Genomic DNA, 12,549 nt, shown 5'->3' on the forward strand with positions numbered 1-12,549 from the left:
TTGGTTGATATGTGAAGGGAATGAGATATAAATGAAAAAAAAGAATGTCAGAAGAAGAAATAGATATAATTCAAGAAACCGAAAAAAAGAAGAAACTTATTCCAGTAAACTAGCTATTAAGATTTTTATATCTTTTATAATACTACTATCAACACTTTATCTAAAAAAATATGAAATAAAAATCGGTGAATTTGATGTAGATAGTATCTATGAAGTACTGTATTATAATGAAGATTTTGAAGAATTATCTAATAAAGTACTAAAAATCGGTGATGAAACAGCTGTCAAAGATTTTTTGAATTAATATATAGTAAGAGTTAATATAGTGGGACTGGTCAAAATGCATTTATTATAGCTTAATCATAGATGTATTATTAAGCAGTCCTTTTATAATTAAAATATAGTTGTTATATTTTTGGTTTTATTATATTATTATATAAGTTAAATAAACTAATATAATACTCATAGATTAAAGGAGTTAACTAATAAAATGGATAAAAAGTTAAAACTTACAGATGATATTTTACTTAGTGTAGAAAAACCTGCAAGATATTTAGGTAATGAAATTAATGTTGTAGGTAAAGATATTAATGATATAGATATTAGATTTGCTTTATGTTTTCCTGATGTCTACGAAATAGGAATGTCCCACGTTGGATTATCTATACTTTATGATTTTCTTAATAAAAGAGAGGATACTTTTTGTGAACGTGTATTTTCTCCTTGGGATGATCTTGAAAAACTAATGCGAGAAAAAAATATTGATCTTTTTAGTTTGGAATCCCAAGATGATATTAAGGGTTTTGATTTTCTAGGATTCACAGTTCAATATGAAATGAGTTATACTAATATATTAAATACGATTGATTTATCAGGTATGTCAGTGTACAGTAAGGATAGATTAGAAAATGATCCTATTGTATGTGCTGGTGGTCCATGTACTTATAATCCTGAACCAATAGCAGATTTTATAGACTTTTTCTATATTGGAGAGGCAGAGACAACATTGCCAGAAATCCTTGATTTATATAAGACCCATAAGAAAAATGGAGGTACTAAAGAAGAATTCTTAATTAAACTGTTAGATATAGAAGGAGTATATGTTCCAAAATTCTATGATGTTACTTACAAAGAAAATGGTGAAATCAAAGAATTTAAACCAAATCATAAAAATGCTAAGGCTAAGATTAAGAAGCAAATAGTGATGGACCTAACAAATGCACCTTATCCAAGTAAACCTCTAGTTCCACTTATTCAAACTGTTCATGACAGAGTAGTCTTAGAATTATTTAGAGGATGTGCTAGAGGATGCAGGTTCTGTCAAGCCGGTATGATATATCGTCCTCTAAGAGAAAAAGATGTAAATGTTCTTAAAAAACAAGCTACTGAATTAATTAATAATACAGGACATGATGAAATATCACTTATTTCATTAAGTTCAAGTGATTATACAGGTTTAGAAGAATTAACTAATTATTTAATAGATGAATTTGGCAATGATAAACATGTTAATCTATCTCTACCATCACTTAGAATTGATAAATTCTCATTGGATATTATGAGCAAAGTACAAGAGTTAAGAAAAAGTAGCATTACCTTTGCGCCTGAAGCAGGCTCACAAAGATTAAGAGATGTAATAAATAAAGGTATCACAGAGGAAGATATATTGTCAGGTTCTTCTAGGGCTTTTGAAGGTGGTTGGACAAGAGTGAAGCTATATTTTATGCTTGGACTTCCAACTGAAAATTATGAAGATATAGAAGCTATTGCAAAACTTGGACAAGATATAGTAGAAGAGTATTATAAATTGCCAAAAGAAGTTAGAAAAAGAAAACCACAGATTGTAGTAAGTACATCATTTTTTGTTCCAAAAGCTTTTACACCATTCCAATGGACAGCACAGGATACTTATGATACTTTCATGGAAAAACAGACTTTTCTTAATAAGAACATAAATAAAAAGAGTATCAAATATAATTGTCATGATGCAAAAACTAGTATGTTAGAAGGTGTAATGGCTAGAGGTGATAGGAAAATATCAAAAGTTATATACAGTGCATGGAAAAATGGTGCTACATTTGATGCTTGGTCAGAATTTTTTAGATTTGAAAATTGGGAGAATGCTTTTGAAGAAAATGATATAGATCCGTTATTTTATTCTTCAAGAGAAAGAGCATTTGAAGAGATCTTACCTTGGGATTTTATAGATACAGGAGTTACAAAAGAATTTTTATATAGAGAATACTCACGTGCCAAAGAAGGAATCGTCAGTAAAAATTGTATTGATTCTTGTATGAATTGTGGAGCTAAAAGTTTTGGTGGAGGTATTTGCTATGTTGATTAGAATAAAATTTGCAAAAGAAGGTACAATGAAATTTATTGGACATTTGGATTTGATAAGAAATTTTCAAAGAGTATTCAAGAAAGCCAAGTTTCCAATTGCTTATTCCGAAGGGTTTAACCCACATCCAATTATGTCTATAGGAGCACCACTTTCTGTAGGTATAACTAGTGAAGCAGAGTACTTGGATGTTAAGCTTAAGGAAGATATTGATATAAATTATCAAATCAAGAACCTTGACTTACATGCACCAGAGGGAATAAGAATTCTTAATATTACTGTACTTCCTGAGAAAGCTAAAAGTGCTATGGCCTTAATTGATGCTGCAAAATATAAGATTACCGTAAATAATATTACTATTACTGAGGACATGATAAATAATCTAATGTCCAAGAGTAATATAATTATTACTAAAAAGAATAAAAAAAATGTTCTAAAAGAAATAGATATAAAGCCAGGAATATTCAATATTGCTTTAGGAGAAGATGGTGCTGTATTATTGCTAATTGCTACGGGTAGTAGAATGAATGTAAAACCTGATATAGTGTTGGATAATCTATGTAAAGTTAATGATATAGAGTACAATAAGTTTGATTTCAAAATTCATAGACAGGAAATATATTATATCAGTGATAATAAGTTTCTTCCCTTAGATAAGATATTATAGGAGTGTTAAAATGCCATATAAATTAATTGTTGCAAAAGATGAAGATATTGTATACAGTGCATTATTAGATGAAAACAGAAGATTGATAGAGCTTGGTATAAATGAAGAAGACAGTAATGAACTTATAGGGAAAATATATATAGGAAAAGTTGTCAATGTAATAAAAGGTATGAATGCAGCATTCATCAATATTGGACGAAGCAAAAATGCTTATATGTCACTTGATAATAGTTCAGATATATTTTATACCAAGAGTAATGCATCTAATAAGCTGTCCAATGGTGATGAAATAATGGTTCAAATAATAAAAGAAGAGCATGGTAGTAAGGGATGTGTTGTATCACCTAATATATCCCTTACAGGTCGTTATGTGGTGCTTACTAAAGGGAAAAACTTTATTGGATTATCAGGTAAGATAAAGGGAGAAAAAGAGAGAAAACGTCTTAAGGATATATTAGAAAAACACGTTACCGAATCTTATGGTTTTATTGTTAGAACTAATGCGTATCAAATACAAGAAGAGCTTATTGAAAATGAAGTAGAAGAACTAATTACAAGATATAATTCTATCATAGATACTGCGAAGTATAGAACATGTTATACTGAAATATATAAAGGAATTAACTCGGTACTGAAATTTGCTAGGGATATGTACGACATTGATATAGTTGAATATATTATTGACGATAAAGAATTATATGAAGAAGTTAGGTCTTATTTTGAAAAAACTAATCCAGAGCTAATGGATAAAATTAGGTTCTATGAAGATGAAAATCTTTCTTTGATGAATCTATATGGATTGAATGATAAGATTAGAAAAGCTTTGTGCGAAAGAGTTTGGTTAAAATCTGGAGGATGTATAGTTATTCAACCTACTGAAGCGTTGGTTTCTATTGATGTAAATACTGCCAAATTTACTGGTAAAAAGAATCTTGAAGAAACTATATTCAAAACGAATATTGAGGCTGCAAAGGAAATAGCCTATCAAATAAGACTTAGAAATCTATCAGGTATCATTGTTGTTGATTTCATTGACATGAAAAATAAAGAACATAATAAACAGCTCTTAAGAGAACTATGTTCATATGTTAAAAAGGATAGAAACAGAGTTTTTGTTGTAGGAATGACTGGATTAGGTCTTGTTGAGATGACAAGAAAGAAAACTAATAAACCTCTATATCAACAATTAGTAAAACATTAAAACCCCTTAAAACCAGAAAATCCTTGACATTTGTAGTGAATTATGGTAAAGTTTTTTAGTGGTATAGCCGCACGAAGAGGTTATAAGATTTCTTAGGAAACACCGAATTCGGCGAGTCTTGATAAAAGGAGGTGCCAAAATGTACGCAATTATTGAAACTGGTGGAAAGCAATATAAAGTTTGCGAAGGTGATTCAGTTAGAATCGAAAAATTAGGAGTAGCTGCTGGCGAAACTGTAACATTTGACAAAGTTTTAATGATATCTAATGACAATGGTTTAACTGTAGGTAACCCAACTGTTAGTAATGCTACTGTAACTGCAACTGTTGAAGCAGAAGGCAAAAACAAAAAAGTTATAGTTTACAAGTATAAAGCTAAAAAAGGTTATCATAAAAAGCAAGGTCATAGACAACCATTTACTGAAGTTAAAATCCAAAAGATTAACGGGTAATTTTTATTATGATTACTGTTAATGTATTTACGAGTAACGAGATAATAAACGGTTTTGAATTAATTGGTCACGCAGGTTATTCTGAATATGGTAAAGATATAGTATGTGCTGCACTGTCAGTATTAACTATAAATACTATTAACTCAATTGAGAATTTTACAGATGACTTATATGATTGTTCTACAGATGAACAGATAGGATATATGTCATTTAAAATATTGGATAAAGTTAGTGATGAATCTTATTTATTACTGAAATCAATGATATTAGGTATAGAATCAATGATAGAAGAATACGGTAGTGATTATATAACTCTTGTTATCAAGGAGGTGTAAGCATGTTAAGAATGAACCTTCAATTCTTTGCTCATAAAAAAGGAGTAGGTTCTACTAAGAACGGTAGAGACTCTGAGTCAAAGAGATTAGGCGCTAAAAAAGCTGATGGACAAACTGTAAAAGCTGGAAATATTTTATATAGACAACGTGGAACTAAAATTCATCCAGGTGAAAATGTAGGTAGAGGTGGCGATGACACTTTATTTGCATTAGTTGATGGAGTAGTTAGGTTTGAAAGAAAAGGCAGAGATAAGAAACAAGTTTCTGTATATCCAAAAGCTCAATAAGTTTACTGAAAAGTTTCAAATGGTTTCATTTGAAACTTTTTTTTATGTTTTTTATAATCAAATATATTGAACTTATTGAAAATGGATGTAATTTTTTTGAATAGGTATATAGACAGTATAATTAATAAATACTATAATTAAAGGTAATTTAGTCTACAAAGTTAAATATCACTTTAAATTATAGTGATTTTATAATATAATACACATAGATTAATAAGTATTAACTAAAAATAAGATTAATAATTTCGACTTAATTAATTTTCCTAATGGGAAAGGATAGATGCAAATGATATTTGTAGATCAAGCTAAGATATATATAAAATCAGGTGATGGTGGTAACGGTTGTGTAAGTTTCAGAAGAGAAAAATACGTACCTAACGGTGGTCCTGATGGAGGAGACGGTGGTAAGGGCGGAGACATTATCTTTCGAGTGGATAATGATCTAAATACATTATATGATTTTAGACATAAAAAACATTTCAAAGCCCGTAACGGAGAACCAGGCAAAGGTAATAGAATGCACGGTAAGAATTCTGATGATCTAATAATAAATGTACCTCTTGGTACTATTATAAGAGAAGCTGAAACAGGAAAAGTAATAATTGATATGGCTCATCCTGGTATGGAAGAAGTTTTATTAAATGGTGGTCGTGGTGGTAAAGGAAATCAGCATTATGCTACTCCAACTATGCAGATACCTAAGTATGCCCAGCCTGGTAAATTAGGTAGGGATCTATGGGTTATTTTAGAATTAAAAACAATTGCTGATGTTGGTCTTGTAGGTTTTCCTAATGTTGGTAAATCAACTTTTCTATCAAGAGTAACTAATGCTAGACCTAAAATTGCTAATTATCATTTTACAACACTAAACCCTAATCTAGGAGTTGTCGATATAAGTGATGGAAAGGGTTTTGTTATAGCAGATATCCCAGGTCTTATTGAAGGAGCTTCTGAAGGCGTTGGACTAGGTCACGAATTTTTAAAACATATTGAACGAACCAAAATCATTGTTCATATAGTAGATGTAGCTTCAACAGAAGGAAGAAATCCTGTAGAAGACATTAATAAGATCAATTATGAACTTGAAACATTTAACAAAGAGCTAATTAAAAGACCAATGGTAATAGCCGCCAACAAAATTGATGTAATGCAAGATGATAAATATTTATTGGAATTAAAAGGTGAATTTGAAGATAAAGGAATAAAAGTATACCCAATCTCTGCGGTTACTGGTCAGGGAGTGAAAGAGTTATTATATCATATTCATGATCTATTAAAAGGTTTAGATGATAAAACATTAATCTATGAGCAAGAGTATTTCATTGATACTGAAGAAGTTAAGGAAGATGCATTTACTGTAGAGGTATTAGAAGATAATACTTTCCTAGTAGAAGGACCTAAAATAGAAAAAATGCTAGGATACACTAATCTTGAAACTGAAAAAGGTTTTGCTTTCTTCCAGAAGTTCTTAAGGGAAAATGGTATAATTGATGAATTAGAACGACTTGGTATAGAAGAAGGGGATACTGTTAAGATGTATTACCTTGAATTTGATTTTTATAAGTAGAAGAGAAATTACAAAAGGAGAATATGATGGAAAGAATAACAAGTAAACAAAGAGCTTATCTAAGACGATTAGCCAATGATATAGAACCAATATTCCAAGTGGGTAAATCAGGAGTGACTCCTGAAATAACAGAAGCCATATCTGATGCGTTAGAAGCTAGAGAATTAATTAAGATTAATGTATTAAAAAATTGTTTATATACACCAAAGGATATTTGTTATGTTCTAGCAGAAAGAACAAGATCAAGTGTAGTACAGCAGATTGGCAGAAAGATTGTGCTATATAGAGAATCTAAGGATAACGCTAAGATTATATTGCCATAGCAATTATTATACAGCTGATTTTATACTAATTATTAAAAGAAATGAGGGGTTTACGTGAAAAAATATTTAAGGTTTATTTCTATAACAATGATGTTGTTTATAATAATTAATTTAAGTAATTTTTCTAGTTTAGCAAGACCGATAACCTTCAATGATATGGACATAACTCTTGCAAAAGTTGTGGAAGTAATTAGTGGTGAGGCCATCAAAGTAATTGAAGAAGATAGTAATTCTAATAAAACTGTTAAACTTATTAAAATGATAGGCATTGATACTGATTCTTCTACTGAAGCTATGGAATATACTTATAACCGTTTATTAGGTAAACGAGTTATGCTGATGCCAGATTCTAAAGATTCAACATTTGACAAGTTAGAGGGTTGGAGTTATAAATATGTTTACTTGCTATCAAGTAAATCTCTAAGTGAAGAATTATTAGAATTGGGATTAGCTAAGTTAGATGATTCATTTAATCAAGCTGAGCAGTATAATGATTTAGATAAAGCTATATTAAAAGCAAAAAAAGAGAAAAAAGGTATTTGGGAAAATTATAAAAATAAAAATGCTACTATAGGAGTTAATATCAATACTGCTACTTACACAGATTTAGTAGATGTATTAGAGAATACTACTAGTTCAATGGCATATTCTATTGTTAATTATAGAAAATATAATCCATTCAATTCTGTTGAAGAGATTAAGTTCTGTAACAAAGCTTTTACGAAAGAATGGTTTGATAAAAATAGAAACAAAATGTCTGTTATCAGTAATATCAGTACAGCATCATTTGAAGAGTTGAAATCATTGTTTAATGATACTGAGTTAGGTGATAAGATGGCAAAGAACATAGTAGAATATAGATTGTTTAACCGAATTAATAGCGTATATGAAATTAGAAGAATACCTGGTATGTATCATAACTATTCCAAGATAGAAGGATTCATAGCTTTGAAACCAGTTAATGAATATTTGGAAAAAGAAATAAAAATAGTTAATCTTAATACTGCTTCCATCAAACAGATTAGAAGAACTTGCTTTTTTTCAGTAAATAGAGCTGATCAAATAGTAAAGGAAAGAAATAATCAAAAATATATTATCAAATCTTTAGGTGAATTAGAGAAAAAAGGCTATTTAACTAGATACGAAATCAATCGATATAACGATAATTTTTCATTGTTTACCAATATTAATACTGCTAAAGTATATGAACTAGAATCATTATTTGGTTTTATTGATATAAAAGATGAAACAAGAGACAATATTGTCAAGAGTATAGTAGATAATAGACCATATACAGACAAAAGTGAAGTGAAAAGGATTATTACTTCTTATTATGATAAATTAAAACCTTATATATATGCTGTTGATTCTGAAATTCCTGAGTATATTAATATTAACATTACTGATAGATATAACGCAGTTAAGTTATTTAATATGAACGATGAAGAAGCTGAAAAATATCTTAAAAATAGGATTAGATATACATTCAGTAAGAATATCAAATTTGATTATGCTAATTACGTTTCTGACTTTTCGTTATTTACTAATCTAAATACTGCATCAAGATATGAATTAGAAAATATCTATGGAAGAATATGGAAAGACAGTAAATATCAATATGTTAGAATACCAAAAGAAATTATTGATGATATAATAAGCTTTAGAGAAGATCAGCCATTCTGTTCTTTGGATGAAGTTTCAGAGATATTCTCTAAACATAAACAAAAGACTATATATAATAATATTAAAGATTACCTAGTATTTTATTAATACAAGTTAATCTGATAGAAGGGTTTATTTATGAATAATGAATCAATTGGTATTATGGGAGGAACATTTGATCCCATACACTACGGTCATTTGATATTGGCTCAGCACGTATTAGATGAAATGGGTTTGAAAAAAATAATGTTTATACCTTCAGGTATATCTTATCTAAAATCAAACAACGGAACATCTAATAAAAAGCATAGGTTAAATATGACTAAGATTGGTATAATTAATAATGAAAGATTTGAAGTATCAACTATAGAAATTGATAGAGAAGGTAATACTTATACCGTTGATACTATTGAGGAATTAAATGAAAAACATCCCAATAACACCTATTATTTTATAATAGGTGCGGATTCTTTATTTGATTTAGTGAAATGGAAGAACTATAAAAGATTATTTGACACCTGTAATTTTGTTGTTACTAATAGAGGTTCTACTTATACTAATGAACAACTACAACAGGAGATTAATAGGTTAAAAAGCAAATATGATGCTAAAATAAATCTGATTCGTATTCCAGATATTGAAATTTCTTCATCCGAAATAAGAAGAAGGGTAAAAAATAAACAAACAATCAAATATTTATTACCTGAAGATGTTGAAAAATATATTGATTATAATAAACTCTACATATAGTTTGCCTTGTAACATTTTTTTGTAAAGAAGGGATAAATATATGCAAAATAAGTATGATATTACTGGAATTAGAAATCTCCTACAGAAACAGCTTAGTGAAAATAGATATGAACATACATTGGGAGTGGAAAAAACGGCAGTTTCCTTAGCCGAGGTATATAATGTAGATATTGAAAAAGCTAGACTGGCTGCTTTGTTACATGATTGTGCAAAAAACTTATCTGATGATAAGAAATTGGAATTATGTAATAAATATAATATTAAGGTAACAGAAGAAGAAAAAAAGAATCTTGATTTAATTCATGCTGAAATTGGTTCTGTAATGGCTAGATATGATTATGAAATTAGTGATGAGGACATTCTTAATGCAATTACCTATCATACTACGGGCAAACCCAATATGTCTAATCTTGAAAAGATTATTTATATATCTGATTACATAGAACCTGGAAGAACAAAAGCACCTAATCTAGATAAAATTAGAAGAGTAGTTATGCAAGATCTAGATAAAGCATTATTTATGATTTTATCTGATACAATCAATTATTTAAAAACAAGTAAAAAGTATATAGTACCTATTACTATGGAAGCTTATGAGTACTATAAAAATTGGATACTACAGGAGAGATAAATATGGAAATGAATACAGACAACAATTCAATGAATTTATTAAAAACTGCACTGAAGGCTTTAGATGACAAACTTGCAGAGGATATACAAGTTCTTGATATAAGAGATCTAACAGTCATAGCTGATTATTTTATAATAGCTCATGGTAATAATAAGAGTCATATAAAAGCTCTTATAGATAGAACAGACGAAGTTTTATCAAAGAATGGTTATGAGCCTAAACAGGTAGAAGGTTATAACTCAGCTAGTTGGATATTATTGGATTATGGTAATATTATTATTCATATTTTTAGTAAAGAAGATAGATTATTCTATGATCTTGAAAGAATATGGAGTGATGGTAAGAAAATAGACGTTAAGAGTTTAATTGAAGATTAGTACTATACACGTTAAGAAATAAAATTATTATCATAATAAGAGGTTTGCTATTATATACTTCAATAGCAAACCTCTTTTCTATTTAAATCTTCTAAAAAGACCTATGACTTTACCAATAATCTTAACATCATCTACGATTATAGGAGTCATTGAACTATTCTCAGGTTGTAACCTAATATGGTCAGATTCTCTAAAAAATCTTTTTACAGTAACAGAATCATCAAGTAATGCAACAACAATATCTCTATCTATAGCTTGTTTTTGTTGTTGTACCAAAATTAAATCCCCATCATAAATGCCTGCTTCAATCATACTGCTACCATTAACATTTAGCATAAATGTCTGTTTGTTAGGTATAAACTCAGCAGGTATAGGGAAATACTCTTCTATATTTTCTACTGCTAATAATGGTTCTCCAGCTGCAACTCGACCTACGATAGGTACACTTACTAATTCTCTTCTTGTAGGTGAAAAGGATTCGTCAATAATTTCTATTGCTCTAGGTTTGGTTGGATCTCGTCTAATAATCCCTTTTTTTTCTAATCTCTCAAGATGTCCATGAACTGTTGATGTTGATTTTAACCCTACAGCATCACATATTTCTCTTACGGCTGGTGGATATCCTTTATTTAAAATTTCACTTTTTATAAAATTAAGTATCTTAATTTGCTTTTCGCTCAAGTCATTACTCATAATAATTCACCCCTATAATATTATTTATCAGTTATATGTATTGTAATTACATGCAAGTAAAATCTTTATTACTAAAAATAATGCATACATTTATTAACAATTATAGCATATTAACCTAATAATATCAAACAAATGTTCGGACAATTAAAGAATATTATCTTGCTCTATTAAATCAATAGAACTAATCTTCTCTTAATTTGATGACTTTTGCTGCTTGTCTTCGTCTTGCATCTTCTATTTGTGCATAATGCTTTTTAGTGGTATTTACATCCTTATGACCTAATACATCAGCAACAAGGTATATATCACCAGTCTCTCTATACAGATTGGTTCCATAGGTACTTCTAAGCTTATGAGGGGAGATATCTTTTAAGTTAGTTACAAGCTTAGAGTATTTCTTTACTAAATTTTGGACAGATCTGACACTTAATCTTTTATGTTGTAATGAAAGAAATAGTGCTTCTTCATGACCTGAAACAGGTATAATATCCTTTCTGCTATCCAAGTATACCATTAATGCACTTTCAACCTCATCTCCAAAATATATGATAACTTCATTACCACCTTTTCTAACAATCCTAATACCATTAACGTTAAAATCAATATCTGAAATATTAAGACCAACGCATTCAGAAACACGTATACCTGTTCCAAGTAATAACGTCATCAATGCTAAATCTCTGTCTTTTGTTAGTTTATGATATTTTTTCTGAGATTTTGTTAGTTTATCACCAGATTCGACTTCATCTAATAATCTAGCTACCTCATCAATTTCTAAACGTATTATGTTTTTATTGTGTATTTTAGGTAGATTAACAAGCAAAGCAGGGTTGTTAGTTATTTTTTGTTTTTTATAAAAATATGTAAAAAAAGACCTTAGGCTTGCAAGTTTCCTTGATTTACCTCTTTCAGTATTTTTATGTTCAATAATATGCCCTTTTTTATCTTCTTTTTTATAATAACTTAAGTATTCTAGATACATTTCTATATCATCTGGTGTTATATATATAAGTTCTTTTAGTTCTATGTGGATTATATCTTTTCCTTTGAAATCCTTGTGATACTCAAGTATAAATTCAAAAAATAGTCTAAGGTCATATGCATAAGCAATCCTAGTTTTGGACGAAGTAGTCTGTTCTATGCCTCTAAAAAATTCAAATGTAAAAGAGGGTAGAGAGTACATAATTTCTCTTAATATAACAGAGTTTTTAATATTTTGTTGTTCATGGTAATCATTGTTTTTTATCATTAGTAAACACCTCAT

Annotated in this window: 15 protein-coding genes and 1 other annotated feature; of the genes, 13 read left to right on the forward strand and 2 right to left on the reverse strand. The window is 29.1% G+C overall.

The annotated features are described in order from the left end of the window. The first annotated feature begins 31 nt into the window (after positions 1-31). From N4A55_RS14125 to rsfS, 13 genes are all read left to right on the forward strand, one after another. On the forward strand, positions 32-304 hold the full coding sequence (locus tag N4A55_RS14125; protein WP_293757506.1) for a hypothetical protein: 273 nt from the start codon (positions 32-34) through the stop codon (positions 302-304). A gap of 186 nt (positions 305-490) precedes the next feature. After that, on the forward strand, positions 491-2,344 hold the full coding sequence (locus N4A55_RS14130; protein WP_293757508.1) for a TIGR03960 family B12-binding radical SAM protein: 1,854 nt from the start codon (positions 491-493) through the stop codon (positions 2,342-2,344). Further along, a complete protein-coding gene (locus tag N4A55_RS14135; RefSeq protein ID WP_293757510.1) occupies positions 2,334-3,008 on the forward strand; it encodes a TIGR03936 family radical SAM-associated protein in 675 nt (224 codons plus the stop codon). Before N4A55_RS14130 ends, N4A55_RS14135 begins: the two co-directional genes overlap by 11 nt. 10 nt (positions 3,009-3,018) lie before the next feature. Beyond that, on the forward strand, positions 3,019-4,209 hold the full coding sequence (locus N4A55_RS14140) for a ribonuclease E/G (RefSeq protein ID WP_293757512.1): 1,191 nt from the start codon (positions 3,019-3,021) through the stop codon (positions 4,207-4,209). 55 nt (positions 4,210-4,264) lie between these two features. Further along, positions 4,265-4,338: a sequence feature (ribosomal protein L21 leader region), on the forward strand. Between the two features lie 10 nt (positions 4,339-4,348). Next, on the forward strand, positions 4,349-4,660 hold the full coding sequence (gene rplU / locus N4A55_RS14145; RefSeq protein ID WP_293757513.1) for a 50S ribosomal protein L21: 312 nt from the start codon (positions 4,349-4,351) through the stop codon (positions 4,658-4,660). An 8-nt stretch (positions 4,661-4,668) separates the two neighbouring features. After that, positions 4,669-4,995, forward strand: a complete 327-nt coding sequence (locus tag N4A55_RS14150) for a ribosomal-processing cysteine protease Prp (protein ID WP_293757514.1) — start codon at positions 4,669-4,671, stop codon at positions 4,993-4,995. 2 nt (positions 4,996-4,997) lie between these two features. Then, positions 4,998-5,282, forward strand: a complete 285-nt coding sequence (gene rpmA / locus N4A55_RS14155; protein WP_293757515.1) for a 50S ribosomal protein L27 — start codon at positions 4,998-5,000, stop codon at positions 5,280-5,282. Positions 5,283-5,571: 289 nt separating this feature from the next. Beyond that, positions 5,572-6,849, forward strand: coding sequence for a GTPase ObgE (obgE, locus tag N4A55_RS14160; RefSeq protein WP_293757586.1), 1,278 nt, complete (start codon positions 5,572-5,574; stop codon positions 6,847-6,849). Positions 6,850-6,884: 35 nt separating this feature from the next. After that, the gene (yhbY, locus tag N4A55_RS14165) at positions 6,885-7,172 is read left to right on the forward strand and encodes a ribosome assembly RNA-binding protein YhbY (RefSeq protein WP_293757588.1); all 288 of its coding nucleotides are present in this window, start codon (positions 6,885-6,887) and stop codon (positions 7,170-7,172) included. A 54-nt stretch (positions 7,173-7,226) separates the two neighbouring features. After that, entirely contained in the window at positions 7,227-8,942 is a 1,716-nt protein-coding gene (locus N4A55_RS14170) for a helix-hairpin-helix domain-containing protein (RefSeq protein WP_293757516.1), read from the forward strand. Between the two features lie 30 nt (positions 8,943-8,972). Next, the gene (gene nadD, locus N4A55_RS14175; RefSeq protein ID WP_293757518.1) at positions 8,973-9,584 is read left to right on the forward strand and encodes a nicotinate-nucleotide adenylyltransferase; all 612 of its coding nucleotides are present in this window, start codon (positions 8,973-8,975) and stop codon (positions 9,582-9,584) included. A 40-nt stretch (positions 9,585-9,624) separates the two neighbouring features. Then, positions 9,625-10,215 (forward strand): bis(5'-nucleosyl)-tetraphosphatase (symmetrical) YqeK, encoded by a 591-nt coding sequence (gene yqeK / locus N4A55_RS14180; RefSeq protein WP_293757519.1) that lies wholly within the window; start codon positions 9,625-9,627, stop codon positions 10,213-10,215. An 8-nt stretch (positions 10,216-10,223) separates the two neighbouring features. Then, on the forward strand, positions 10,224-10,592 hold the full coding sequence (rsfS, locus tag N4A55_RS14185; protein ID WP_443083839.1) for a ribosome silencing factor: 369 nt from the start codon (positions 10,224-10,226) through the stop codon (positions 10,590-10,592). Positions 10,593-10,670: 78 nt separating this feature from the next. On the opposite strand, the gene lexA is transcribed toward rsfS, so the two are convergent. Further along, positions 10,671-11,285 carry a transcriptional repressor LexA gene (lexA, locus tag N4A55_RS14190; protein WP_293757522.1) on the reverse strand — a complete coding sequence of 205 codons (615 nt, stop codon included), beginning with the start codon at positions 11,283-11,285 and terminating at the stop codon, positions 10,671-10,673. Positions 11,286-11,466: 181 nt separating this feature from the next. After that, a complete protein-coding gene (locus N4A55_RS14195; protein WP_293757590.1) occupies positions 11,467-12,531 on the reverse strand; it encodes a tyrosine-type recombinase/integrase in 1,065 nt (354 codons plus the stop codon). Between the last annotated feature and the right edge of the window lie 18 nt (positions 12,532-12,549).

Source organism: Vallitalea sp. (genome assembly GCF_025211055.1).
GTDB lineage: Bacteria > Bacillota > Clostridia > Lachnospirales > Vallitaleaceae > Vallitalea.

Excerpts from the sequence above, each read along its gene's own strand:
- N4A55_RS14125 (WP_293757506.1), top strand. The coding sequence starts at position 32 with ATGAAAAAAAAGAATGTCAGAAGAAGAAATAGATATAATTCAAGAAAC.
- N4A55_RS14130 (WP_293757508.1), top strand. The coding sequence starts at position 491 with ATGGATAAAAAGTTAAAACTTACAGATGATATTTTACTTAGTGTAGAA.
- N4A55_RS14135 (WP_293757510.1), top strand. The coding sequence starts at position 2,334 with ATGTTGATTAGAATAAAATTTGCAAAAGAAGGTACAATGAAATTTATT.
- N4A55_RS14140 (WP_293757512.1), top strand. The coding sequence starts at position 3,019 with ATGCCATATAAATTAATTGTTGCAAAAGATGAAGATATTGTATACAGT.
- rplU (WP_293757513.1), top strand. The coding sequence starts at position 4,349 with ATGTACGCAATTATTGAAACTGGTGGAAAGCAATATAAAGTTTGCGAA.
- N4A55_RS14150 (WP_293757514.1), top strand. The coding sequence starts at position 4,669 with ATGATTACTGTTAATGTATTTACGAGTAACGAGATAATAAACGGTTTT.
- rpmA (WP_293757515.1), top strand. The coding sequence starts at position 4,998 with ATGTTAAGAATGAACCTTCAATTCTTTGCTCATAAAAAAGGAGTAGGT.
- nadD (WP_293757518.1), top strand. The coding sequence starts at position 8,973 with ATGAATAATGAATCAATTGGTATTATGGGAGGAACATTTGATCCCATA.
- yqeK (WP_293757519.1), top strand. The coding sequence starts at position 9,625 with ATGCAAAATAAGTATGATATTACTGGAATTAGAAATCTCCTACAGAAA.
- rsfS (WP_443083839.1), top strand. The coding sequence starts at position 10,224 with ATGAATACAGACAACAATTCAATGAATTTATTAAAAACTGCACTGAAG.
- lexA (WP_293757522.1), bottom strand. The coding sequence starts at position 11,285 with ATGAGTAATGACTTGAGCGAAAAGCAAATTAAGATACTTAATTTTATA.